This is a genomic window from Erwinia persicina (assembly GCF_014838825.1).
GTDB lineage: Bacteria > Pseudomonadota > Gammaproteobacteria > Enterobacterales > Enterobacteriaceae > Erwinia > Erwinia persicina_A.
The window spans coordinates 672531-698338 of the sequence record NZ_JACYMO010000001.1 but is presented as its reverse complement, the minus strand read 5'-3'; the positions used below and the strand labels follow the sequence as shown (position 1 = coordinate 698338).

The 25808-nt window shown below is 55.7% G+C and carries 22 protein-coding genes; 13 read left to right on the top strand and 9 right to left on the bottom strand.

Annotation, left to right across the window (positions count from 1 at the left end):
• Positions 1-3: 3 nt before the first annotated feature.
• The gene (locus tag IFU29_RS03235) at positions 4-915 is read right to left on the bottom strand and encodes an EamA family transporter (RefSeq protein WP_191932635.1); all 912 of its coding nucleotides are present in this window, start codon (positions 913-915) and stop codon (positions 4-6) included.
• A 219-nt stretch (positions 916-1134) separates the two neighbouring features.
• Between IFU29_RS03235 and IFU29_RS03230 the strand changes: the two genes are divergently transcribed.
• Both IFU29_RS03230 and exaC read left to right on the top strand, forming a co-directional pair.
• Positions 1135-1863 carry a glutamine amidotransferase gene (locus IFU29_RS03230; protein ID WP_342214446.1) on the top strand — a complete coding sequence of 243 codons (729 nt, stop codon included), beginning with the start codon at positions 1135-1137 and terminating at the stop codon, positions 1861-1863.
• Between the two features lie 205 nt (positions 1864-2068).
• Positions 2069-3589: an acetaldehyde dehydrogenase ExaC gene (gene exaC / locus IFU29_RS03225; protein WP_191933109.1), complete on the top strand. Its 1521-nt coding sequence runs from the start codon at positions 2069-2071 to the stop codon at positions 3587-3589.
• 43 nt (positions 3590-3632) lie between these two features.
• Here the strand turns inward: exaC and IFU29_RS03220 are convergent, their stop codons facing one another.
• On the bottom strand, positions 3633-5813 hold the full coding sequence (locus tag IFU29_RS03220; protein ID WP_191932633.1) for a putative bifunctional diguanylate cyclase/phosphodiesterase: 2181 nt from the start codon (positions 5811-5813) through the stop codon (positions 3633-3635).
• Between the two features lie 912 nt (positions 5814-6725).
• Here IFU29_RS03220 and IFU29_RS03215 point away from each other — a divergent pair.
• A complete protein-coding gene (locus IFU29_RS03215) occupies positions 6726-7697 on the top strand; it encodes a glycosyltransferase family 2 protein (RefSeq protein ID WP_191932632.1) in 972 nt (323 codons plus the stop codon).
• 28 nt (positions 7698-7725) lie between these two features.
• Positions 7726-9024 carry a flippase gene (locus IFU29_RS03210; protein ID WP_191932631.1) on the top strand — a complete coding sequence of 433 codons (1299 nt, stop codon included), beginning with the start codon at positions 7726-7728 and terminating at the stop codon, positions 9022-9024.
• A 9-nt stretch (positions 9025-9033) separates the two neighbouring features.
• On the opposite strand, the gene IFU29_RS03205 is transcribed toward IFU29_RS03210, so the two are convergent.
• The gene (locus IFU29_RS03205) at positions 9034-10368 is read right to left on the bottom strand and encodes a cation:proton antiporter (RefSeq protein WP_191932630.1); all 1335 of its coding nucleotides are present in this window, start codon (positions 10366-10368) and stop codon (positions 9034-9036) included.
• A gap of 175 nt (positions 10369-10543) precedes the next feature.
• A complete protein-coding gene (locus IFU29_RS03200; RefSeq protein ID WP_191932629.1) occupies positions 10544-11104 on the bottom strand; it encodes an NADPH-dependent FMN reductase in 561 nt (186 codons plus the stop codon).
• A 238-nt stretch (positions 11105-11342) separates the two neighbouring features.
• On the opposite strand from IFU29_RS03200, the gene hemB reads away from it, so the two are divergent.
• The gene (hemB, locus tag IFU29_RS03195) at positions 11343-12323 is read left to right on the top strand and encodes a porphobilinogen synthase (protein ID WP_191932628.1); all 981 of its coding nucleotides are present in this window, start codon (positions 11343-11345) and stop codon (positions 12321-12323) included.
• Between the two features lie 86 nt (positions 12324-12409).
• Here the strand turns inward: hemB and IFU29_RS03190 are convergent, their stop codons facing one another.
• The gene (locus IFU29_RS03190; RefSeq protein WP_191932627.1) at positions 12410-12712 is read right to left on the bottom strand and encodes an EthD family reductase; all 303 of its coding nucleotides are present in this window, start codon (positions 12710-12712) and stop codon (positions 12410-12412) included.
• Positions 12713-12789: 77 nt separating this feature from the next.
• A complete protein-coding gene (locus IFU29_RS03185; RefSeq protein WP_244633608.1) occupies positions 12790-13383 on the bottom strand; it encodes a TetR/AcrR family transcriptional regulator in 594 nt (197 codons plus the stop codon).
• Positions 13384-13475: 92 nt separating this feature from the next.
• Here IFU29_RS03185 and IFU29_RS03180 point away from each other — a divergent pair, with 92 nt between their 5' ends.
• Complete coding sequence (locus IFU29_RS03180) at positions 13476-14369, top strand: ABC transporter six-transmembrane domain-containing protein (protein WP_191932626.1); 894 nt, start codon at positions 13476-13478, stop codon at positions 14367-14369.
• Between the two features lie 4 nt (positions 14370-14373).
• Here the strand turns inward: IFU29_RS03180 and malI are convergent, their stop codons facing one another.
• The 3 genes from malI to IFU29_RS03165 form a co-directional block, all read right to left on the bottom strand.
• A complete protein-coding gene (gene malI, locus IFU29_RS03175) occupies positions 14374-15390 on the bottom strand; it encodes a Mal regulon transcriptional regulator MalI (protein WP_191932625.1) in 1017 nt (338 codons plus the stop codon).
• Between the two features lie 59 nt (positions 15391-15449).
• On the bottom strand, positions 15450-16949 hold the full coding sequence (locus tag IFU29_RS03170) for a PTS transporter subunit EIIC (RefSeq protein ID WP_191932624.1): 1500 nt from the start codon (positions 16947-16949) through the stop codon (positions 15450-15452).
• Between the two features lie 187 nt (positions 16950-17136).
• Positions 17137-17868 carry a YoaK family protein gene (locus IFU29_RS03165; protein ID WP_191932623.1) on the bottom strand — a complete coding sequence of 244 codons (732 nt, stop codon included), beginning with the start codon at positions 17866-17868 and terminating at the stop codon, positions 17137-17139.
• 371 nt (positions 17869-18239) lie between these two features.
• Between IFU29_RS03165 and IFU29_RS03160 the strand changes: the two genes are divergently transcribed.
• The 7 genes from IFU29_RS03160 (at position 18240) to motB (ending at position 25802) form a co-directional block, all read left to right on the top strand.
• Positions 18240-19463, top strand: coding sequence for an HD-GYP domain-containing protein (locus IFU29_RS03160; RefSeq protein WP_191932622.1), 1224 nt, complete (start codon positions 18240-18242; stop codon positions 19461-19463).
• A gap of 187 nt (positions 19464-19650) precedes the next feature.
• Positions 19651-20430 carry a trehalose-phosphatase gene (gene otsB / locus IFU29_RS03155; protein ID WP_191932621.1) on the top strand — a complete coding sequence of 260 codons (780 nt, stop codon included), beginning with the start codon at positions 19651-19653 and terminating at the stop codon, positions 20428-20430.
• Positions 20431-20434: 4 nt separating this feature from the next.
• A complete protein-coding gene (gene otsA, locus IFU29_RS03150) occupies positions 20435-21865 on the top strand; it encodes an alpha,alpha-trehalose-phosphate synthase (protein ID WP_191932620.1) in 1431 nt (476 codons plus the stop codon).
• Between the two features lie 965 nt (positions 21866-22830).
• A complete protein-coding gene (gene flhD / locus IFU29_RS03145) occupies positions 22831-23181 on the top strand; it encodes a flagellar transcriptional regulator FlhD (protein WP_191932619.1) in 351 nt (116 codons plus the stop codon).
• Entirely contained in the window at positions 23181-23759 is a 579-nt protein-coding gene (gene flhC / locus IFU29_RS03140) for a flagellar transcriptional regulator FlhC (RefSeq protein WP_191932618.1), read from the top strand. The genes flhD and flhC overlap by 1 nt, the downstream gene beginning before the upstream one ends.
• Before the next feature lie 130 nt (positions 23760-23889).
• Positions 23890-24774 (top strand): flagellar motor stator protein MotA, encoded by an 885-nt coding sequence (motA, locus tag IFU29_RS03135; protein ID WP_062746345.1) that lies wholly within the window; start codon positions 23890-23892, stop codon positions 24772-24774.
• Complete coding sequence (gene motB, locus IFU29_RS03130) at positions 24771-25802, top strand: flagellar motor protein MotB (protein WP_191932617.1); 1032 nt, start codon at positions 24771-24773, stop codon at positions 25800-25802. Before motA ends, motB begins: the two co-directional genes overlap by 4 nt.
• The last annotated feature ends 6 nt before the right edge of the window (positions 25803-25808 follow it).

Here is a 25808-nt window from a genome sequence, read left to right as displayed (position 1 = left end):
TGGTCAGGAACGGGGGCCTGTTTTCCGCTGACGGTCAAAGCGAAAGCGTGACAGACGGGCGTGCATCTTCAGATTGCGCAGGTTAATCACCGCAATGGCCGTCCCGGCAATCACCAGCAGCGCGCCGATAGCCTTGTAGCCGTTCATACTGTCCCCCAGCACCACCACGCCCATGATAACGGCCAGCACCGGGGTGAGCAGTGAGTAAGGCATAATCAGGTTGACGTTGTAGTGTTTCAGCAGGCTGTACCACAGGGAGTACGCCACGATGGACGAGCCAATGGCGCTGAACAGAATGCCAAACCAGCCCCGCCATGAAGAGTGTAGCAGCAGATGAAGCTGATCTGATTCGGTCATCCACGAGGCAAGAGCCACCAGCGGAATGGCAAAAAACGACAGCCAGCCGGTAAGGGTTAACGGGCTGATGGGCGGTGATTTTTTAACAATCAGATTACTGATTGCCCAGCCAAAGGCGCTAAGGATCAGCATCAGGAATATCCAGATGTTAGGGATGGTCGGGCTGCCTGCCAGCACCACCACGCCGCTCAGGGACAGGGCGATGCCTGCCAGCTGGATCAGGCGGAGCTTCTCTTTCAGGATCACCATGGCCAGCAGCATAGCGATTGGGGTTCCCAGCTGGACGATCACCGCCGCGGTGCCGGCATCGGTATACTTCAGGCTGACAAACAGCAGGGAAAAGTGCATAAAACCGAAGGTGAAACCCAGCGGCATCAGATACCAGAGCTGCTGACGGGTGATGCGAGTGAAGGGCACCAGAATCAGGGCCACCACCACAAAGCGCAGGGTAATCATCAGCAGGGGCGGCAGGTCGAGCAGCCCCCATTTAATGGCGATGTTATTAAAGGCCCAGATAGACACCACCAGCAAAATCAGTAAAAAATGACGCAAAGCCACCGCAAAGTCCTTAGCAAACGAAGTAGTCCTGATAATCATGGCATGAAAATCGCCGGATGAGGCGCGGAACTGCACAGTTTTTTCGCCGCCGGTGGCGCAGAGGCGGGCGGGAAGCCGGTGGGTTATCAAGACAATACAAGAAAATGTTATGAGACAGCGCGGCGGTAAGCTGCCATGATCGTCGCCGGGGTAAGCGGCCCCGCAGCGATCTGAGGACAGATTACGATGACAGCGAGACTTCCTTTAGCCATTATTCAGCTTGAATCACCGCCCGGGGCGGTCAGCGCGCGCGTCGGCGAGCAGGCGCAGTGGTTTGTGGCGGCACTGGAGCTGTCAGCCAGTGACTATATTGTCGTCCGTCCGGATCGGGGGGAGGCTCTGCCCGATGTGCACGCGATTTCTGCCGCCATCCTCAGCGGCTCCTGGGCGATGGTGACCGATCGCGCCGACTGGAGTGAGCGAACGGCGGCCTGGGTGCGGCATGCCGTAGCAGAGCAGCTGCCGCTGCTGGGCGTCTGTTACGGACATCAGCTGATGTCTTATGCCCTGGGGGGCAACGTCGGGGATAACCCGGCGGGTTGGGAACGGGGGGCAGTAAGGGTGACAGGGGATGCGAGGATGCGGCAGGACCCGCTGCTGTCGGCACTTCCCGATCGGTTCACCGCCTGGCTGTCACACCGCCAGTCGGTACTGACGCCGCCGGTGGGCGCGCAGGTGCTGGCCCGTTCGCCGCAGGACGGCTGTCAGATTATCCGCTATAGCGCCCAGGCGCTGTCGGTGCAGTTTCATCCCGAATTCACCCCTGAGATTATGACCGCCTGCCTGCAGAACAGCCTGAGTGAGGTTGAGGTTGCCCGCCTGATGACGGCGCAGCCGGTACCGCAGTGGCCGGCCCGGTTATTAGGTGATTTCTGGCAGCAGGTGCAGCCCGTCGCTCAGCGGGCGTGATGCTGCGGCCCTGCCGTGCGCCTGCGGCAGTGGCCCTGTGCGCTGCCTCACAGCGCTGGGCTAAAATGCCGTTTTCCTTTCGATGCCGTCACAGTTTACGGCCCGGCAATCTGACATGCTCACCGTTATTGATAATGTTAATAATGAGTTATTTTATTGTTAACATTTAGTTCGCCACGGCGATTTCTTTAACAGGAGAGCGATGATGCGCTATGTATATCCGGGCAGTAAAGAGTCTCTGATTACCCTGCAGTCACAGTATGGTAACTACATCAACGGCGAGTTTACGCCGCCGGTTAACGGCACCTGGTTTACCAACACCTCACCGGTCAATGGGTCGGTAATTGGCGACTTTCCGCGCTCCGATAAAGATGACGTGGAAAAGGCGCTGGATGCTGCGCACGCCGCCGCTGACGCGTGGGGAAAAACGTCGGTCCAGTCCCGATCTCTCACGCTGCTGAAAATTGCTGACCGTCTGGAGCAGAATCTGGAGATGCTGGCGGTCAATGAGACCTGGGATAACGGCAAACCGGTGCGCGAAACGCTGGCGGCCGATCTGCCGCTGGCCGTGGATCACTTCCGCTATTTTGCTGGCTGCCTGCGTGCCCAGGAGGGGACGGCAGCGGAGATTGATGAGTTTACTGCGGCTTATCATTTTCATGAACCGCTGGGCGTGGTGGCACAGATTATTCCCTGGAACTTCCCGCTGCTGATGGCCGCGTGGAAGCTGGCACCGGCGCTGGCCGCAGGCAACTGCGTGGTACTGAAACCGGCCGAGCAGACCCCGCTGTCGATCACGCTGTTCGTCGGGCTGATCGGCGACCTGCTGCCTGCAGGCGTACTGAATGTCATCCACGGCTTCGGGCGCGAAGCCGGGGAGGCGCTGGCCTCTCACCCGCGCATTGCCAAAGTGGCCTTTACCGGCTCAACCGCAACCGGCGGGCATATCCTTGAGCTGGCGGCAAAAAATCTGATCCCGTCTACCGTTGAGCTGGGCGGGAAGTCACCGAACATTTTCTTTGAAGATATTATGCAGGCGGAGCCGTCATTTATTGAAAAAGCGGCAGAAGGCGTGGTGCTGGGCTTTCTCAATCAGGGGGAAGTCTGTACCTGTCCATCACGCGCGCTGGTACAGGCGTCGATTTATGAACCCTTTATGGCTGCGGTGATGAAACGGGTCAAAACCATCAGGCGCGGCGACCCGATGGATACCGATACCATGGTGGGCGCACAGGCTTCGCAGCAGCAGTTTGACAAAATCCTCTCTTATCTTGAGATTGCGCAGAACGAGGGGGCGGAAATCCTCACCGGCGGCGGCGTAGAAAAACTGGAAGGTGATCTGGCTGGTGGATATTACATCCAGCCGACCCTGCTGAAGGGAAATAACAGCATGCGCGTGTTTCAGGAGGAGATCTTCGGGCCGGTAGTGGGGATTACCACTTTCAACGATGAAGCAGAAGCCATCGCCATGGCCAACGACTCCATCTACGGCCTGGGAGCGGGGGTGTGGACGCGCGATATTAACCGTGCCTATCGCGTAGGGCGCGCCATTAAGGCAGGGCGCGTGTGGACCAACTGCTATCACCTCTATCCGGCGCATGCCGCCTTCGGGGGCTACAAGAAATCAGGGATTGGCCGCGAAACGCATAAAATGATGCTCGATCACTATCAACAGACTAAAAACCTGCTGATCAGCTACAGCATCGAACCGCTCGGCTTCTTCTGATATCGCGGGCCGGAACGCCGGCCCGTTTCATTCCCGACCTGATTCAGCTGGCTTCTCGCGGGTTAACCAGCCCGGCTATCTGCTCCCGGGGAACCGCCTCAGAGAACAGATAGCCCTGGAGATGGTTACACCCGGCCCGGGCGAGGGCTTTCATCTGCCCGCGATTTTCCACTCCTTCAGCTGTAACCGTCAGGCCCATCGCATGCCCCAGTCTGACGACGGATTCGATAACTGCGGCGGCGTTACCGCTCATACCCAGCGACTGGGTAAAGGAGCGATCAATTTTGATCTTATCCACGGAAAAATGGCTGAGATAATTCAGGCTGGAGTAGCCGGTACCGAAGTCATCCAGCGCAATACGAAAGCCTGCCGCCCGCAGGTCGTCGATGATGCCTTTTGCCCTCTTTTCATCGTCAATTAGCACGCCCTCGGTGATTTCCAGTTCGATACGTGAAGGGGAAACCTGCTCTTTACTGACGATAGCCTTGATACGCTCAACGAATCCGGGCGCGCGGAACTGCAGCGGAGAGACGTTAACGGCGAGGGTCAGGTCGGGCCACTGGCGCGCTGTCTGGCAGGCTTCGCGCAGTACCCATTCTCCCAGCGGGGCGATAATCCCCATCTCTTCGGCAATGGGGATAAACTCGGTAGGGGAAATCATGCCCTGCACCGGATGCTGCCAGCGCACCAGTGCCTCAAAGCCGACGATCCGCTGTCCGCTGATCTCTACCAGCGGCTGGTAATGTACGCTGAGATCGCGTCGGGTTTGCAACGCCAGCCGCAGGTCAGCGCCAATTTGCTGGCGCGTTTTCAGTGATTCATCCATGACGTGTTCAAATATCCGGTACTGTCCGCGTCCCTGATTTTTTGCCTCATACAGCGCAATGTCAGCTTTACGCAGCATCTCCATGCGCTCGGTGGCGTCGTCGGGGGCCAGCACCACGCCAATGCTGACGCCGATCCAGGTCTCATTGCCCAGCAGCGTAAAGGGGCGGTTCAGTGCGTCAATAATGCGCTGGCAGAGCAGATGCGTTTCCCGTGAGGTGGTGATGTCTTGCTGAATAATGACAAACTCATCGCCGCCCAGGCGGCCTACTGTATCGCGATGGCGTACCAGCCCGTTCAGACGGTGCGCCACTTCGACGATCAGCTCATCCCCGGCCTGATGACCATAGGTATCATTAATCGTTTTAAAGCGGTCAAGATCCAGCAGCAGCAGGGCCAGTTTCTCCTGCTGGCGGGGCAGATGCACCAGCGCCTGGTTAAGCCGCTCATCCACCAGCGCCCGGTTTGGCAGCCCGGTGAGGACATCGTGAAAAGCGAGGTGCTGTGCCTGGGCTTCGCTGGCACCCAGCTGCAGCAGGGAGTCGGAAAGCCGCATGGAGGAGAGCCACAGCCGCCGGATCATCACCACAGAGATCAGCACAATCACCAACAGGACCAGCGCCATGGCCGGTGCAAGAACCTCAAGCATGCGGGTTCCGGGGCGGTCTGCCGTCCATGCCAGACTGCCGATGGGGACTCCCTGCGGCGTCTTCAAAGTAAAATAGCCAGGGGTGCCTGCCGGGACGACCCGGGGTGTAAAACGCAGATCGTGGAGCAGACCGCGCCGGGCGAGGGATTGCAGCCAGTCGCTGTCCAACCGGCGGATACTGAGCATGGAATACGTGCCTCTGTCGGCTGCGTCAGCGCTGATTTCACCCAGCGTCACGATGGCAGGGGCGTCATCAATCAGGACAAAACCTGTCCGGTCGCTGCGGGCAGTCCCGGGGCTGTGGCGATGTGTCAGGCTCTGCTGGAAGGGACGTACCGCATAGGCGACGTGGGCAAAGCGATCAGGCGGAACGTTACGTCCATCCTCCCACAGATAGACGGGGTGACCGCTGGCATCCAGCAGGTAGATCAGCTGATGGTCAAACATACCGGACAGCCAGGCCCCGACGTTTTCATTCAGCCAGCCCAGATCGTGCGGCGTCTGTGCCAGGCGCTCTGCCAGCGGCGGCCAGTGGGTGAGGCTGCGCTGCTGCTTCTGCATCCCGGCGACACTGTGCGACAAGGCACTGTCAACGATCTGCTGCTGCTGACGGGTTTCATCCTGGTTAGCCCGTGATGTGGCCCACAGCAGCGTGGAAATACCTGCAGCGGACGTCAGCAGTAAAACAAAGGTCAGGGGTATCAACACGTCTTTAATGAAATGATGACGGAAACTGTCAGAAATCTTCATATTTTAATCGCCCGGATGGATCGTTTCTGTCGCCTGAATTCTGTAAAAGGCTAGCACAAATGCCTGACAGCAGGGCCTGGTGGACGATCGGGCTTTGATGCAGTTCTGATTTCTGACTTTTTTTGGTTAGCAGGGGTTAACTTATCAGGAGCTTTTATCACTCACGCCGGAAACGACCACAGAATGTTACGAACAGTAATAAATACCAACGCGCCTGGCGGAATATTCACCGAAAGGATGAAAAAAGTAAGCGATCGACCCGTTCCGCCGATGAAGAGGGCGGGAGTCAGTAGCGTGGCCGGAAGGTGACTTTTTCAAAGGGTTAACCATTTTTTCAATCAGAGTGGTCTGCTTTTTCAGCCTGCCGCGTGCCGGCCAGCAGGGGCACAACGCGGCAGGCTGAAAAAGCAAACGTAAACAGCTATTTCAGCGTTGTTCACCCCGCCGTTCTTTGCTGAATGCCGGGTATATCGCTAACATCACGTTTTTCATCGCTATTCCCCGCGCTGCCGGTTAAATACAGGTGCTGTTCATTAAGAAAATCCCTGGGGAGGGGTTACAGAATGACATTTATTTTTCTGCGATTTCTCTCGATCTCATCGGCCGTTGATTCATTGTTCATCTTCGTGCGCTGTCAGAATTAAATCAACAGGCGAAAACAAGGAACATTAAGATTAAATTAAGAGCCTGTAAATAATTGGCGTTAAATAAAGTGGTGTTTACTGTTCGTTTAATTTTATTTTTTCTGAATATTTATTTGTGTCATTTTATATCTTGTTTAAATTTATCTTATGAAATTTTCCCCAAGAGGTAAGTTTTATCCTAAACGCTATGCCGGGCGTCACCCGTCGTTGTTTTTTATTATTTTCTGGTGTTAATTAAAACCAAATCTGAAATGGCGAGACGAATGTGATGACGCGAAAACTGCTGTCAGTAATTATCCCTGCGTATAACGTAGAGAATTATATTGTTGAATGTGTCGATTCACTGCTGGCACAAATACCAGCGCCAAATGAATTAATTATTGTTAATGACGGTTCGACCGATAATACGCTGGCCCGCATTCAGGCACGCTTTGGTAATGACCCACGGGTCAGGATCGTCAGCGTGGAAAATGGCGGAGCGGGACGGGCACGTGACCACGGCATTCACCTCGCTAGCGGAGAGTATGTTTTCTGTTGTGATCCGGATGATGTTGTTTGTGAAGGATTTTATACGGAGTTTTCCGCACGGGTGGTGCAGTATCCTGCACTGGAGTTGTTCTGTTTTAACTCGGAGATTTTCACCGATGGCAACCCGGACGACAGCTGGCCGAAAGTACAGCATACGCTGTCGGGACTGTCCTCTTCGCAAACCGTATTTCGCCATCTGCTGCGCAAGGGGGCCTACACCTCGGCCAGCTGGAATTATGTTCTGAAAAAAGAAATCATAGACAGATTTAATTTGAAATATATAGAGCGGGTTCATGAGGACCATTGTTACACGCTCGACGCTTTTCTGCGGACCCGAGTCGCGTTTGTCAGTGAAAATGTCTATTACCGGCAGCGGCTGCGTCGCGGGTCGTTAACCCAGGGGGTTAAAACGGAAGGGTATTTCCGTCAGCGTTATGATGCTTTTATACAGTCCTATGAAAAAATGATTAAACTGACGGCTGATCTCGACGACCGCAGCGAGTTACGACGCTTATATCTTATTCACTCCTTTAAGCTGATGATCCACCTGTCGCTTTCCAGCGGAGGGTCCGTGCCGCAATATGTGCATCACGCCATTGATTATTTCGGGAAAAATCTGAAACCAGGGGGGGCAGCCAACTGGCTGCTGTTAAGACGGCCGGAATTGTACTCTAATCTGCTCAGGATAAAGCGGAGTCTACGCAAAGCATGAAGGGATTTTTTTTAAAGGTCAGGGGCTGATGGCTAAAGTAATCGATAAAACGCTGTTAATTAATGTACTGTCGCTGCTGGCGTATCGCGGTGCCTCATTTATCATTCCACTGGCAACGCTGCCTTATCTGGCTCGCGTTCTCGGCGTTGAACATATGGGACTGCTGGCGCTGGGGTTAGCCTGCGTGATGTACTGCAGCACGATCTCTGACTGGGGATTTAACATTTATACCACCAAGGATATTGCCCAGCATCGGGACGATAAGCAACGCGTTACCCAGCTATTCTGGTCGACATTCAATGCCAAACTGCTGCTGGGTACCGCATCGCTGGCGGTGCTGCTGGTCGTCACCTGGCTTAATCCCGCCTGGCACGCGCTGTTCTTTATTGCCCTTGCTAACTCAACGGTGCTGTACGGGCAGCTGCTCTCTTTTGGCTGGCTGATGCAGGGCTTTGAAAAGCTCGGTAAAACCGCAGTGATTTCCACCGTCGGGCAGCTGACGTCAATCCCGCTGACCTTTTTGCTGGTCAAATCACCCGAGGATACGTGGCTGGCGGCGCTGGTGCCCGGTGTGGTGGCGTTTGTCACGGCGATCATTACGCTGACTTTTGTGGTCAAAATGCGCGTGATCGGGGCGTATCGCTTTGAACCCGGGGAGATCCTGCAGCGCACGAAAGACAGCCTGCACGTCTTTATGTCTATTCTGGGGGCCAACCTCTTCAACAACATCAACGTGCTGATCCTGGCCAGCATGACCAACACCTATATGGTGGGGCTGTACAACGGGTCCGATCGTCTGAAGAAGGCTGCGAACTCGGTGCCGGAACAGATCGGTAATGCTTTCTTCCCGCGAGTCAGCCATCTTTTTCATAAGGATCGCGCCGCTGCGGTCGCGGCCACGCGTAAAAGCATCAGCCTGTCGTTTGGTCTGAGCGTATTTATCGTGGTCTTCACCTTCTTCTTCGCGGACTTTGTCGTACGGCTGCTGCTTGGCCCGGCGTTTCATGAGTCAGCGGATGTGCTGCGTATTGCCGTGTGCGGCTTTATCTTCGGTAACATCAGCTACCCGGCAGGCCTGCAGATCCTTATCCCGCATGGCCTGGCAAAGCAGCGTATGTATCTGATGTTTATCGTCGGTGCCGCGAACATTCCGTTCTGCTGCCTGATGGCGTGGAAGTTTGGTGCAATCGGCGCGGCCTGTGCGCTGGTGTTCTCAGAGGTGCTGGTGTTTATCGGCATTATTTACCTGCTGGTGAAACACAACATTCTGAAAACCTACCTGACCCGGCCTGCGGCTTATCAGCGTCCGGGCAACGAACAGGCGTGACCGACGGCGTCACTTCCGCTGCAGGCGGGACTGACGCCAGTTCATTAACGGCGTGACGGAGATGCCGTGCACCACCACGCTGGCCACGATCAGTGTAAAGGCCATATCGGCCATGCGCGCGGCGTCGGCACCCGCCAGACCGTGCGTATAGGCCCAGGCAATATAGTTTATGCTGCCGATACCGCGGATCCCGAGCCAGCCGATAGTGGCCCGCTGCAGGGCAGGAGCCGGCGTGCCGACGGTAGACAGCCACACCGACAGAGGGCGAATGGCAAAAAACAGCAGCGCGGCCATCCACAGCCCGGTGGTGTTCCAGTGCTGTGCCAGCGTTACCCCCAGAACAATAATGATCGCCGCCGCAAACAGGCGTTCAATGGTGTCGCCAAAAGAGAGCGCATCGCTGACCACCAGCCCCGCCGAGCGCGCCGGATGGGTCTGGTCGGTCTGATGGCGCGCATTAGGGTTTACCAGCTCCTCCGCAGGGGGATGGTAGTCACTCTCCTGGAACTCTTCTGTCGGGAAATGCCGCACCACGCGCATCTCGGCGCGACGCAGGCCGACACCTGCCGCAAAGGCCGACAGAAAACCGGAGGCATCCAGCGACTGCGCAATGGCGTAGCTGAGGGCGATCAGCGCCAGCGCCAGGAAGTCATTGGGGGCGACATCCTGATGCGTGTGTCTCAGATGTGAGGCGTACTGACCAATCAGCCTGCCCAGCCCAAAACCGATGGCGCTGCCGCCTGCCACCGCCCACAGGACATCTTTCAGCGCCCAGTGGCTGATAAACGACCAGGACATCTCTGCACCGCCGGCGAGCAGGGCCACCGCCAGCATCAGCAGCGGCAGGGCGGTGCCGTCGTTCAGCCCGGCCTCGCTGGAAAGTGAGACGCGCAGGTTATCGTCGTCGCGGGCGTCGTTAACCGAGATCAGGCTGGCCAGCACCGGGTCGGTCGGCGCAACGATGGCGCCAAACGCCAGCGACAGCGGCCAGGAGAAACCGACCAGAAAATGCGTGGCCAGCGTCACGCCTGCCACCGTCAGCAGCATGGCGGGAAACGCCAGCCGCACCCCCATTCGCCAGCCCGGGCTGTTCAGGGGCAGGCGCAGCTTGAGTCCGGTGATAAACAGTGAGGCGGCCATGGCAATTTCCGTCAGATTTTTTGCCAGATGCGCGTGGGCGGCGATATCAATCCGCAGCAGGTCCAGTACCCAGGGGCCGCAGAGGATCCCGGCAATCAGATAAAGTGCGAACGAAGTGACCGGGCCACGACTTATCCAGCCTGAGGCCAGCGACATCAGTAACAGCAGCCCGCCGGTGGCCGCCGTCCAGCCAAGAAATCCCATTTTTTCTCCCGTTATGATTAGGCCGTGTTTAATTTTCTCCTGTACAGGATAGATAACTTATTACTGATAATGGGGAGATATGTGCGCGAGTGCAGCGGCGTACAGAAAAATAAGGCGGGGGCGGGTATTCGCTCCGGCAGGCTGTTGCCTGCCTGCCTGCCTGCCGGAGGGGAAATTAGCGGCGGGCTTCCTGAGCCAGGGCGGCCAGCTGCGCCGTCAGGTGCTGACGGGTACTTTCATCGGTGACGGTAGCACTGTCTGCATCAATCCGGCTGGTGGCCTGACCGATCATAATCTCCGGCTTGTTCAGCACCCGTGCATTCAGGAAAACCAGGCTCTGCCGCAGGTGATACTGGGCGCGCGCACCGCCAATCATCCCCGGTGAGGCACTCTGGATCGCCACGGGTTTATCGGCAAACGGGTTGTCCGGCAGACGTGACAGCCAGTCGATGGCGTTTTTTAGCGCGCCGGGTACGGAGTAGTTATATTCCGGCGTGACAATAATCACTCCGTCCGCAGCCGCAATCGCTTTACCCATTGCCAGCACGGCAGGCGGGAAGCCTTCGGCCTGAATATCGGCGTCGTAATGGGGGAAGTCGGCAACCGACCCCAGGGCGTGGATCTCAACGCCTTCGGGTGCCAGCGTGGGCAGGTTACTGGCGACAACGGCATTCAGGGAGGCCTTGCGCAGGCTGCCCAGCAGGGTGACGAAGGTTAACGTCGCGTGTTCAGACATGGGGTTTCCTTATGGATAAAAAGAAAAAGTCCCCCTTATAAAGCGCTATCTGCGGCGCGCTTTCAAGTGAGTCCTGTGCGTGCAACCGCGAAAAATGAATCATTCTGTGCCGGGGAGGGCTGCCGGTATCGCGCAGGCATTGTCATCCTGCGCCCGGAGGTATACTGTTAGCGCACTATTCATATTTATCATCGCCGGTGCCGTTGACCGGTGTATGACCCGCTAAACAGAGGTTGTTTTGTCCAGCTATTCTCCAGTCCAGCGCCCACGACGCCTGCGTCAGTCTGCATCTCTCCGCTCCCTGTTTCAGGAAAGTTCCCTCAGCCTGAACGATCTGGCTCTGCCGATCTTTGTTGAGGAAGGACTTGATGACTATAAGCCTATCGCCGCCATGCCGGGGGTGATGCGCATCCCTGAAAAACGTCTGGCATATGAAATTGAGCGCATTGCCAGAGCGGGTGTGCGGTCGGTGATGACCTTTGGCATCTCTCACCATACCGATGCAGACGGCAGTGACACCTGGAATGAGAACGGGCTGGTGGCGCGCATGTCGCGCATCTGCAAGGAAACCGTGCCGGAAATGATCGTGATGTCCGACACCTGTTTCTGTGAATATACCAGCCACGGCCACTGCGGCGTGCTGCACGACCACGGGGTGGATAATGATGCCACGCTGATTAACCTTGGCCGTCAGGCAGTGGTTGCCGCTGCAGCGGGTGCCGACTTTATTGCCCCGTCAGCGGCAATGGATGGTCAGGTCGCGGCGATCCGCCACGCGCTGGATGCCGCAGGCTTTACCGACACGGCAATCATGTCCTACTCCACCAAGTTTGCTTCCTCCTTCTATGGCCCGTTCCGTGAAGCCGCTGGCACCTCGCTGAAGGGCGATCGGAAAACTTACCAGATGAACCCGATGAACCGCCGCGAAGCCATTCGCGAGTCACTGATCGACGAAGCGGAAGGGGCGGATGCGCTGATGGTGAAACCGGCAGGCGCATACCTGGATATTCTGCGCGACGTGCGTGAGCGCACTCAGCTTCCGCTGGCGGCGTATCAGGTGAGCGGGGAGTATGCGATGATTAAATTTGGTGCGCAGGCGGGAGCCATCAGTGAGATTGACGTCGCGCTGGAAAGCCTGGGGTCGATTAAACGGGCCGGAGCCGATATTATTTTCAGCTATTTCGCTCTGGATCTGGCCGAGAAGAATATCCTTTCCTGAGGGGGGTGGGCTGGCCGGGACACCGGTCCAGCCCGGCACACGCCACGGTGGGCAGCGGAGGTGAACACCCGGCTGCCCGCTGCGCTTTAATTAACGCGTAACACTTCAGACACCAGCTTCTGCGACTCCACATTAGTAAAATTAGCCACATCCGCTGCAAACTCTGCACCATGTTCTGCTATCACTTTGTCGAATGTCGCCCTGTCCGGGCAGTAAATATGGCAGGCCGCGATATACGGCATATTGCTGTCGAGCGGCGTATCAATTTCATACTGCTGACAGGCAGCGCCCATGCGTGACTGGATCAGCGGCAGATGGACGTCGCGATAATAGTCATGGTCGAAATGAGCGCCTGGCTGGCGCGGGTAAAGTACGCTGAATTTGATCACGGGTCTTCCTCTGATGGGGAGTGGTTAAAAAGTCGAGTATAGCGAACGGCAGCCGGGGCGGGTTAGCGCAATGAGCGCTAGCGGGCGGGTGAGGTTCTCAGGGCCAGAGCGATAAAGGCCTCAATATCCTGCATCACTGCCTGATGAGCCTCTGGGTTGGGGGAGACAATCAGCTGGTCGGCATAGCCGTTGAGCATGGCGCTCAGCTGGCGCGTCACCCGCTCCGGTGCCGGGCTGAAAAAAGCCCGATCCTCAATACCCTGGTGGATAATGCTGCCCAGCAGGCGGTGCCACTGTTCCATCATCGACTGGGCGATCGCGGCCCACTCACCATCGTGAATGGCCAGCTGCCACAGCGAACTGTAAAGCTGCCAGGCGGCATCGGCTGCGGCAGGCAGATAACCAGCAACAAACGCGGTCAGCCGCTGTTCTGCCGTCAGGCCTGTGATGCTGGCGGCAAACGCTTCCCGATCCTGCTGTAAGTAGAGGGCCATCGCCTCTTTACTCAGCATTTCCCAGTCGCGGAAATAATGGTAGATGTGGCTGCGTGAGATGCCAAGGTGCTCGGTCAGCTCGCGTGTGGTCACTTTTTCAATGCCTTTTTCCATAAACAGCGCGATCGCGCCCTGCAGAATTCTGGCTTTCAGCGCTTCCCGGGTTTCTTTCATCATTTGCCCTGCGTTGACTTTGAGCAAGCGCTCAAATAGACTGGATTTCAGTTTTGAGCAACCGCTCAAACGCAATCCTACCAGAAATGAGCCTCATGCAAACCTGTAAATTACCGGAAACCGTCGCGGTTGCCGGCAGTGCCGTCGCCACCCTGAAAAGGCTGGGTCGCCGCCACAGTCGTAAACTGGTCATCACCTTACTGCTGGTGGTGGCCGAAAATGTAACCTATCTGCTTTATCCCCTGCTGGCGGGTTTTGCCATTAATGCCACGCTGAATGCCCAGCCGCTGCACGCCCTGCTGTATGCCCTGATGGTGATGGTAATGTGGGCGATCGGCGCGGCCAGGCGCAGCGTGGATACCCGCACCTTTGCGCGTATTTATGCCGAACTGGCGGTGCCGGTGATCCTGCAGCAGCGGGAGGATCGGCATACCCACTCCACTATTGCGGCGCGCGTGGCGCTGTCGCGTGAATTCGTCGACTTCTTTGAAAAACACCTGCCGGTACTGATCACCAGCGTGGCGTCAATCAGTGGGGCGGCGGTGATGCTGCTGGTTATCGAATTCTGGACGGGGGTGGCCTGCCTGGTCATTCTGCTGTTTTTCTCATTTTTCCTGCGCAGCTATACGAATAAAAATGAGCGCCTGTTTGGACGACTGAATAACCGCCTGGAGCGGGAAGTGCGTTTTGTCAGCCATGCCAACACCCCTTCGCTGATCCGACACTACCGCGTGCTGGCAGGGCTGCGCATCCGCCTGTCCGATCGCGAAGCGCTGGGCTATTTGTCGATTGGCGTGATGGTAGCGCTGCTGTTTGGCCTGACCCTGATGCACATGGCCCGCAGCGGAGGGACCGACGCCGGACATATCTATTCGGTAATGACCTATATGTGGATGTTTGCCATGAGCCTGGACGATGGTCCGCAGCTGCTGGAGAAGTACTCCCAGCTGAAGGACATTGGCAAACGGGTGAATACCGGACGGCTGTAAGCGTCTAGCCGGACTCTCTCAGCACCAGCTCACCCGACACCACTATGCGCTGGGGTGGGAGCGCGTTCTGCCCGATTTTACGCAGGATCAGCGCGGCGGCCTGGCGGCCGGTTTCATCGCTGGCCGACGACACATAGGTAAAGGAAGGGGAGCTGAGGTTGATCTGCAACATATCTTCGAACCCGAGCAGCGAGACCTGCTGAGTCAGAAACACGTCTTTGCCGACGGTACGACCCACCTGATGAATACCGTTCAGGCAGCCAATGATCGCATGAGAAGAGTGGCACAGCAGGGCGGTGATCTTATTATTGCTCTCCAATAGTCGCCGGGTTGCCAGGCGTGCTGCATCTGTCTCCTCCCGGCAGGCGGGTGTGAACTCTTCCTTATAGACCAGACCATAATGCTGCAGGGCCATACGGTAGCCCGCCAGCCGCTGGTCGCGGATCAGGTCGTTTTCCTCACCGCCGATATAGGCGATATTACGGTGGCCGCGCTCGATCAGATAGCGGGTCGCCTGCGCAGCGGCCTGGCGGTTGTCGCGCATTACCAGATCGTACTGCCCCTCGATCATCGCCTGAGAAACGGTCACCAGCGGCAGCGCACAGTGGCGAACCGCCCCGGGCAGGGTTTGCCGGGTAACGCTGCTGGTCAGGTAGATCACCCCGGCAACCCCCTGACGGGTGAACGAGAGCAGACACTGTTCCAGCCGCGCCTCATCATCCTGGGGATGGGCCAGAAAAACCATATAACCCTGCTGCTCCAGCGCCTGGACAATGCTGGTGATCACTCTCAGGTTAAAGGTGTCGCTGAAGTCGCGGACAATCAGGCCAATCAGATTTGAGGTGCTGGCACGCAGGTTAGCTGCGGCCACGTTGTGTACGTAGCCCAGTTCAGCGATAGCGGCCTGGACCTTTTCAATGGTCTGCGTTGAGATCTTCCCTTTTTGGCGCAGCACCAGCGACACCGTGGAAACGGAAACACCGGCCTGTTTTGCCACATCAACAATGCTGACCTTCTTCATTGTATTCCTTGTAAAAAAATCGTCTCCCGTAGCATACAGGAGACGATAATTTGTGCCAGCTAGCGCCCGGTCACTGGGGCCATCTGTTGCGCAATAAACTGTGCTCTGGCCCCGAAGATTATCTGGATGCCATTATCCCCGACAAACACCACCCCGCGTGCGCCGAGGTGGTAAAGCCCGTCTTTGTCCACCAGTTCACTGTTTTCAACTTCCAGCCGCAGGCGCGTGATGCAGGCACCCACGCTGCTGATATTATGACTGCCACCCAGCAGACCGGTGATCTCGCTGGCCAGCTCTGCATCGCTTTTGTCACCGGCATTCGCCGTGATATCTGTGCGCCCCGGTGTTTTAACGTCAAAGCGGCGGATCACAAAGCGGAACACGACGTAGTAGATGGCCGCCATCGGCACGCCCACGATCACCGCGCTGAGATAGTGAGTCTGGAAGCCGTTAAAGGAAGGCAGGATGCCAAACGAGATATAGTCGATCAACCCGGCAGAAAATGACTTGGCAATATGCGCATCCAGCAGGTACATGCACATATAGGAGAGGCCCGCCATGATGGCGTTAAAGACATACAGGATCGGTGCCACAAAGATAAAGGTGAACTCTACCGGCTCTGTGATCCCGGTCAGGAAGCAGGTCAGCGCCGCCGAAAACAGGATACCTGAAGCGATTTTTTTGTTTTTGGTGTTGGCTTCATGGTACATCGCCAGACAGGCGGCTGGCAGGGCGAAGAGCATCAGCGGGAACTCACCCTGCATAAACTTACCGGCGTTCTGGTAGGTATTGCTGCTAAAGGATTTGGTGCCTTCTTCCAGCATTTTGAACCAGATGGTCTGATCGCCGTGAATAACCTGTCCGGCCTGGGTGGTGTAGTCACCGAAGGAGTACCAGAAAGAGGGGTACCAGATGTGGTGCAGCCCAAGAGGGATCAGCGCACGCTCGACCAGACCGAAGATAAAGGTCGACAGCGCCTGATTATCGCCGTTCACCACCACCGACAGCGCATCAATGCCGGCCTGAATATGCTGCCAGATGTGTGGCAGTACCAGCCCGAGCAGGAAAGAGAGGAAGGCGGTGGCAATGGCGACAAAGCGTTTACCAGAGAAGAAGCCGAGAAACTCAGGCAGCTGCAGTGTATGAAAACGGTTATAGCACCAGGCCGCCAGCACGCCACAAATCAGCCCGCCGAACACCCCCATCTGTAAGGTGGGAATGCCGATAACCATCGCGTATTTCCCACCGCTGGCCGCCATTTCCGGGGTGATTTGCATCACGGTGCCGATGGTCATATTGGTGATCAGGACGGACACGGTGGCGGCCAGAGCGGCAATGCCGGATTCAGACGCCAGGCCGACGGCAGAGCCGACGGCAAAAAGCAGCGGCAGGTTATCAAAGATCACACCGCCGGCATTCATCATCAGTGGCAGATGAAACTTATCCCCGAACGCCAGCAGCAGGCCCGCCGCTGGCAGCAGTGAGATCGGCAACATCAGCGCACGGCCAATCATTGATAATCTGGAAAGCGATTTAAAGAACCCGGTAAAAAAACGCATAGTGTCTCCCGCTGGGACAGAGTTTTAAGAGTAAAAGGGCAGGTGTGGTGCAAGTAGAACGTTTTAGTAGAACGTTCTACCTATAGTTATTGAGCGGGTTTACTTACGCAACGAAAATGTCACATTGGGTCAGATCAAATTGTTATTTTATGACGCAGCTCCGAAAAGAGCCGCGTCATAACAGGGATCAGCCGCGCGCCAGCTTAACGGTAAGCGCCACCGCGCCAAGGGCAATGATCACCAGAAATGCGCCGACGGCAATCATGGAACCGAAACCAAACTGATTAAACAGCATCAGGCCCGCGATGCCGCCGGTCAGGAAGGAAAAGATGGTGATCAGGTGGGTGATAAACTGTTTGCGCTGCGCGCTGACCTGTTTTGACGGGTCGTGGCGGAAGAGCACGGCCAGTAAAGAGCCGAGCGCAATGCCCGCATCCGTCAGCGTGCCGGTAATATGGGTGGAACGCACGCGTCCATTGGAGAGCTGAGTAGAAGTGGCGTTATGGATCCCCATTAAAAACCCGAGGAAGACGATCACTTCACGGTTATTAGCTGAAGAGTAGTACAGCAGTTCAAAGGCTGACATCGCTATCAGCAGAATCCCCTCCACCAGCAGGATAAGACTGAAGATGGTGCGTATATTTTGCCGGATACCGACAATCACCAGCAGGCGTGCGCTGACGCAGCCGCTGACAAACGCAACGATCATGGACAGCAGAAACGTCATATCGCGGATATCCACGCTGGACACCTCCGAGGAGAGCTGCGAGGTATTCCCTGACATATGGGACGGAAAAATGCCAAAGGCCCCCAGCGCCATCGCATTCAGCAGTCCGGCGCTGGTGGCCAGCACCAGCGCCAGGTAGCGATCTTCCGTATGCCGGCGCTGGCGTTTTCTTTTTATCATCATGTCTAACATTGGTATCAGGCCCCCTGAGAAAAATGACGGCGCGTCCGTCAGACCGCCGCCCTGGTGTTCAGGCAATGTAGCGCATCAGCGCGCAGCCTGTGGCTTCCATCAGCGATTTTTCCCCGATTCCAGACGGCTCCGAACGTGACGGTGAAGTTTCGTCTGCTTTATTCAGTTTCTGTCAGCCGAACCGGCACGCTGGCGCGGTATTCCACCGCCTTATCCGGGCCACACATCCGTTCTGAAGACGTGACCGTGGGCACATCTGGCGTCAATGCAGGCCGATAATCCGCCGTTTCACGTCAGCATCCCGCAGGTTTTTTGATCATCTGCCGATAGTGATCAGGGAATGGAATTCATACTGTCAGGGGGAGAACCGGATGATCATCAGTATTGCAGTGAATGAACTGCAGACAGGGATGTTTTTGCACAAGCTGGACGTGTTCTGGCTTAAGCATCCGCTGGTACACAATGAGATGCTGCTGACCGAGACGCGCCAGGTGCGGGCCATTCAGGAAAGCGGCGTGCGCGAGGTATGGATTGACCTGTCTCGCGGACGGTCCCCTGAGCTGTGCATCATGGCGGAGGAGGGGACACCACCGTCAGATCCTGACCACGCGGTCGCGTACGTTTCGCCGTCTGCAGACGCAGACAGTGCAGTGACCATGCACAGCGAAATGGCCCAGGCGCAAAAAATCTGTCTGGCGGCCAGGGGCCCGGTGATGACCATGTTTGGCGATGCCCGGCTCGGGAAGACGATTGATGCGCGAAGCACCGTTCCGCTGGTGAACGATATTGCCGGTTCGCTTAATCGTCATCCGGCGGCGCTACTCAGCGTGGTGCGCCTGAAGTCCCATGACGATTACACCTATCTTCACTCGGTAGCGGTGTGTGCGCTGATGCTGTCACTGGCCGATCAGCTGGAACTGGACGAAGCGCAGAAGAAAAGGGCGGGAATGGCAGGTCTGCTTCATGACGTCGGTAAAGCGGCGATTCCGCTGGCCATCCTGAATAAACCCGGCAGGCTGACGGAGGAGGAGTTCGATCTGATGAAGTATCACCCGGTGGCCGGTGCAGAGATTTTACGGCGCAGCGGAGCCGAAGATGACCTGCAGGATGTTGCTATGCATCATCATGAAAAGGTGAACGGCAGCGGATATCCCCATGGATTGCGCGCCGGGGCGATTACCCTGCTGTCGCGGATGGCCGCGATCTGCGACGTCTACGATGCCGTAACCTCCGACCGGCCCTACAAGGCAGGGTGGAATCCGGCCAGCGCCATGCACCAGATGGCCAGCTGGCCCGGGCATTTTGACCGTAAACTGCTCTACGCGTTTGTGAAAGCCGTCGGTATCTATCCGGTCGGATCGCTGGTCCGCCTCTCCTCCGGGCGGCTCGGGGTGGTGACGGAACCCGGGGAGCACTCGTTACTGCAGCCTAAAATCTGCGTTTTCTTTTCACTGAACAGCGGGAAGCGGCTGACGCCACATATTATCGATCTCGCCAGTCTCTACTGTGAAGATCATATTATCGGCCCGGAAGAGGCCAACCACTGGCCGGATATTGATGTGAATTCTCTGTGGCAGCAGCCAGTTAGCGCATGATTTCTGGCAGGTTCTGGAAACCCCGCTATACTTTAGGCTGATGTTGTCTGCACTGAGGGCTGACGCCGCCGTACTGCTGCCCTCGACTACGTCTGACGACAGGCTTAACACCACCGCCGCTCGTCAGACGACCGCTGTCCCCCTCATTGTCAGCAGCATCTCCCGATCGTTAACTCAGGAGGAATGTGTGACAACCCAAACAGATTTCGTTCCCCCCCTGCTGGCGGCCACCCGCTATGCCTTTTTCTTCGACGTGGACGGCACCCTGGCAGCGATTAAGCCACGCCCTGATGAGGTCTCTATTCCGGCACAGGTGCTGGATAACCTCAACCGGCTGGCACAGCGCTGCGAGGGGGCCGTGGCACTGATCTCCGGTCGTCCGATTGAACAACTGGATGCGCTGGCGTCCCCGCTGGTACTGCCGATGGCCGGTGTTCACGGTGCGGAGCGACGCGACAGCGAAGGGCAGATCACACGTCTCCGCCTGCAACCTGCCACCGTGACCGCGCTAAGTCAGGCGCTGAACACGGCCATGGCGGTACTGCCGGGCACCCAGTTGGAAAGTAAAGGCATGGCGTTTGCCCTGCACTACCGACAGGCCCCCCAGCACCAGCAGGCCGTGGAGCAGCTGGCCGACTCGCTGGTGGCGCGCTTTCCTGAACTGGTGCAACAGCCGGGTAAATGCGTGGTCGAACTGAAGCCGCGCGGCGTGAACAAAGGCGCGGCCATTGAAGAATTTATGCAGCACCCTCCTTTTGCCGGACGCGTTCCGGTCTTTCTGGGAGATGATTTGACCGACGAGGCAGGGTTTAACGTGGTCAATGCCATGGAGGGCATATCAATTAAAGTCGGTGCCGGAACCAGCGCAGCGCAGGGCCATCTCAGCGATGTTGCCGCCGTGTATCACTGGCTGGAACAGGCACGAATAAAACTAGATGAAGACGTGATAACGTCAGTAAGGAGTTAAGGTTATGAGTCGCTTAGTTGTCGTATCTAACCGTATTGCTATCCCGGATGGCAGTAAGGCCAGTGCAGGAGGGCTCACCGTCGGGATCGTCGACGCGTTGAAGACTACCGGGGGCGTGTGGTACGGCTGGAATGGAGATATCACTGAAATTGGTGAAGATGAAGAAGAGCTCAGTATGCTGGAGCAGGACGGCATCACCTATGCCTCTTTCGGTCTGAACCAGAACGATTATGACCTCTATTACCTGCAGTTCTCCAATGCCGTGCTGTGGCCTGCTTTCCACTATCGTCTTGACCTGGTCAATTTCCAGCGTGAGGCCTGGGATGGCTATCAGCGCGTGAATACGCAGCTGGCCCAGCGTCTGGTACCGCTGCTGCAGGAAGACGATGTGCTGTGGATCCATGATTATCATCTGCTGCCGTTTGCCGCTGAACTGCGCAAGCTGGGGGTGAATAACCGTATTGGATTCTTCCTGCATATTCCCTTCCCGACGCCAGAGATTTTCAACGCACTGCCGCCTCATGCCGATCTGCTGGAAATGATGTGTGATTACGATCTGCTGGGCTTCCAGACGGAAAGCGATCGTATGGCGTTCCTTGAGTGTGTGGCACTGCAGACCACGCTGAACAGTGAGGGTAAACAGCACCGGGCATTCGGCAATCGCTTCACTACGGAGGTCTATCCGATAGGGATCGAGCCCGACAGCATCAAAGAGATGGCAGAAGGGCCGCTGCCGCCGAAGATGGTGGCGATGAAAAAAGATCTCGGTGATGCAAAAAATATCATCGCCTGTGAGCGTCTGGACTACTCGAAGGGATTGCCGGAGCGCTTTCTTGCCTACGAAGCGTTGCTGGAGAACTACCCGGAGCATCGCGGCAAAATCCGTTATTCACAGATTGCCCCGACGTCGCGCGGTGACGTGCAGGCCTATCAGGATATTCGTCATCAGTTGGAAACGGAAGCCGGGCGGATCAACGGCAAGTACGGCACGCTGGGCTGGACGCCGCTGTACTATCTGAATCAGCATTTTGATCGCCGTCTGCTGATGAAGATTTTCCGGCTGACGGATATCGGCCTGGTGACCCCGCTGCGTGATGGCATGAATCTGGTGGCAAAAGAGTATGTCGCTGCACAGGACCCGGACGATCCTGGCGTGCTGGTGCTGTCACGCTTCGCCGGGGCGGCTAACGAACTGACGTCGGCGCTGATTGTTAACCCTTACGATCGCGATGAGGTAGCCGCTGCACTGAATCAGGCGCTGACCATGTCACGCACGGAACGTATCTCCCGCTATAACGACATGATGAACGTGCTGCGCCAGAACGACATCGCCCACTGGCGGGAAAGCTACCTGCAGGACCTGCAGGCGCTGCCGATTCAGGGGAGGGCCATTGAAAAGGAGAATAATGTGGCCGCTTTCCCGAAACTCGCCTGATCAGGCGGTCCAGTATAAATAAGAAAGGCAACTGAAAGGGGGCGTCGCCCCCTGTTTTTTTCCCGCCCCGCTTAACCATCCTTCATCGTCTCTACGTAATTTATGCGGTTAATTGTCGAAAAAACAGACACCCGGACCACAGAAAATCAAATAAATCTACTTTTCGCTAAAGATTCTACGCGGGTTGTCGATAATCATAAGGTTATTCCTAGTGTTTCCACCTATTCATTCATATCGCTTATGTAACGGCTGTTTACATCTTCTGGCAGACCCTAAACATAAGGGGTGAACTGCTTACAAACCGTTATCACTTCCTTTAAAAAACCTGAGCTGTGTCACATTTCTGCCTTCATGTAGTGGTCAAATATTCACCGTGAGTAACTAATCCTTACTGCCTTCCCCACGCCATTAATTAGCATAAAACTCTGCAAAAATACGCTTAAGTTATTATTATTCTCTATCAACTCGTCAGGCGACCGCTTGGCTTCGCTTTAATGTTCCATCTGAGGTTGTTTTGCCTGGCTAATGGTTGCTCACGGGGTGAAATTTACAAAAAATGAGCATAATGATTAGTTAGTGAGCTAATCAACAGCGTTACTGATGGGTTTTTGGGAATTATTTGCCTTAAAAGTGTGACCTGCGTCACACTTTATCTAAAATTTGGCTTGGCTCTCGTTGTATGTCGCGATCAGAGGGGATAGAGTTGCGTTGTTTTAGGAATAGTCCTAAAAGAATGTAACAAGAAGTCACGGAAGAAGTCAGGGATGAGATGGCTCAGGAATGGCCACTGGCAAAATGAATTCATGATTATTTCCTGGCTTGGTTCACCGAAAACAAGACAGCTTATTTATACGTTTGGCGTTTGCCACTAATTTTTTGCCATCTTTAGATTTACCAACCAGCAACCATGGTAGCGGCTTAAGCCGCACACGTTAAAAGTAGTGTCAGTCAGGATGGAAAAAAAAATGGGTACATCAGAATTACTCAAACATATTTACGACATCAATTTGTCTTATTTATTACTCGCACAACGTTTAATTAACCAGGAAAAAGCCTCTGCAATGTTCCGCCTGGGTATCGATGAGCCAATGGCCGATGCTCTTGCAGGTCTGACGTTGCCTGAAATGGTCAAGCTGGCAGAAACCAATCAACTGGTGTGTCAGTTCCGTTTCAACGATCACAAATCAATTAGCCGTTTAACTCAGGAATCACGCGTGGACGACCTGCAGCAGATCCATACGGGAATTCTGCTCTCCAGCCGTTTATTACGTGATGTATCGAAAGATGCAGAACCGAAAAAGAGGGCGGCAAGCTGATGAGTGAGAAAAGTATCGTTCAGGAAGCACGCGACATTCAGTTGGCGATGGAACTCATTACATTGGGTGCCCGCCTGCAGATGCTCGAAAGCGAAACGCAGTTAAGCCGCGGCCGCTTAATCAAACTGTATAAAGAGTTACGCGGTAGCCCACCTCCAAAAGGAATGCTGCCGTTCTCTACCGACTGGTTTATGACGTGGGAGCAGAATATCCATGCTTCTATGTTCTGTAATGCCTGGCAGTTCCTGGTGAAAACCGGGTTATGCACCGGGGTTGAGGCCGTGATTAAAGCGTACCGCCTCTACCTGGAGCAGTGCCCACAACAGGACGAGGGCCCACTATTAGCGCTGACACGCGCCTGGACCCTGGTCCGGTTTGTTGAAAGTGGAATGCTGGAATTAACTGGCTGTAAGTGCTGTGGCGGAAGCTTTATTAATCACGCCCATCAGCCCGTCGGCAGCTTTACCTGCAGCCTTTGCCAGCCCCCATCCCGGGCGGTAAAAAGACGTAAACTTATCGCAGAAACTGCCGATAACAATTCACAACTGCTGGATGAACAGGTTAAACAAGCCGTTTAATAGTGTTCGCCACGTGGAGTGAATCCAGCAGCGGTCTTTGACCGCTGCTTTTTTTTTGCCCACGCCTGGTGTCCCTACCTGAATAATCTGGCTTTCACCCACCCACACGTTTACAGCGTAAGGATTTTTCGTGCTGATTATATTGGGTTACATCCTTGTCCTCGGGTCGGTGTTAGGCGGCTTCGCAATGGTCGGCGGCCACCTCGGCGCGTTATACCAACCCTCAGAAGTGCTGATCATTGTCGGATCGGGCATTGGCGCATTTATCGTCGGTAATAACGGCAAGGCGATTAAAGCGACGGTAAAAGCGTTACCCCTGCTGATGCGCGGCTCGAAATATAACAAAGCCGTGTATATGGATCTGATGGCTCTGCTGTATCGCCTGATGGCGAAATCACGTCAGCAGGGCATGCTGTCGCTGGAGCGGGATATCGAAAATCCACAGGAAAGTGAGATTTTCGCTAATTACCCGCGCATTCTTGCCGATAAAAGATTAGTGGACTTTATTACCGACTATTTACGCCTGATGGTCAGCGGCAATATGAATGCCTTTGAGATTGAAGCGTTGATGGATGAAGAGATCGAAACCTACGAACACGAGTGTGATGTGCCGGCAACGGCACTGGCCACCATGGGGGATTCCCTTCCGGCCTTCGGGATTGTTGCTGCGGTAATGGGGGTCATCCATACCCTGGCGTCTGCAGACCGACCCGCGGCAGAGCTGGGTGCGTTGATTGCGAACGCCATGGTGGGAACCTTCCTCGGGATTTTGCTGGCGTACGGTTTTATCTCTCCGCTGGCGGGGGTATTACGCCAGAAGTGTGCAGAGAACACCAAGATGATGCAGTGCATTAAGGTCACGCTGCTTTCCAGCCTCAACGGTTATGCCCCGCAGATTGCGGTGGAGTTTGGTCGTAAGACGTTGTATTCGACCGACCGACCGTCGTTTACCGAGCTGGAGGAGCATGTCCGTAATGCGAAATCCACTAAGCAGACTTCGGACCAAGACGCATGAAGCATAACAATCACCCCATTGTGCTGGTAAAGCGGAAAAAGTCGAATAAACATGCCGGCTCGCACGGTTCATGGAAAATCGCCTACGCCGACTTTATGACGGCCATGATGGCTTTTTTTATGGTGATGTGGCTGATTTCTATCTCTAGTCCTCAACAATTGATTCAGATTGCCGATTACTTTAAGACGCCACTGAAAGTGGCGTTAACCGGCGGGCAGCGCAGCAGTGACAGCTCAAGCCCGATCCCTGGCGGTGGCCAGGACCCGACGGAAAAGAGTGGTGAAGTGCATAAAGTTGTCGATATGGATGCGCAGAAACGCAAGCTGGAGGAGATTCGTCTGAACCGCCTGCGTGAAAAGCTGGATCAGCTGATTGAAGCCGATCCCCGTCTGCGGGCGCTGCGTCCACACCTGATTATTAATATGGTTGAAGAGGGGCTGCGTATTCAGATTATCGACAGCCAGAACCGACCGATGTTTAAAACCGGTAGCGCAGAGGTTGAACCCTATATGCGCGATATTTTGCGCGCCATTGCCCCGATTCTGAATGATATTCCGAACCGGATCAGCCTGGCGGGCCATACCGATGATTTTCAGTATGCCGGGGGCGACCGTGGCTACAGTAACTGGGAACTCTCTGCTGACCGCGCCAATGCGTCGCGGCGCGAGTTGGTCCTGGGAGGGCTGGACGGTGGCAAGATGCTGCGCGTGGTGGGCATGTCTGACACCATGAAACTGAAAAATCGCGGCGGAAACGACTCGGTAAATCGACGCATCAGTCTGCTGGTGTTGAACCACGACACTGAAGCTCAGATTGAGCGGGAAAATGCCGAAAGTGATGCGGTACAGATTAATGATGCAAGTAGCCTTAAACAGATAGCGGCGCCGGAAGTTCCTTCCACAGCCACAAATAACCAAGACCCTCAACAATCACAGGCTGAGTCTGTCAGTACTGCTGCACCGGTAACCTCGTTACCGGCCGCACCGGCACCAACGACCCAGACCGATCGCGACTCACAGCCGAGGTGATACCGT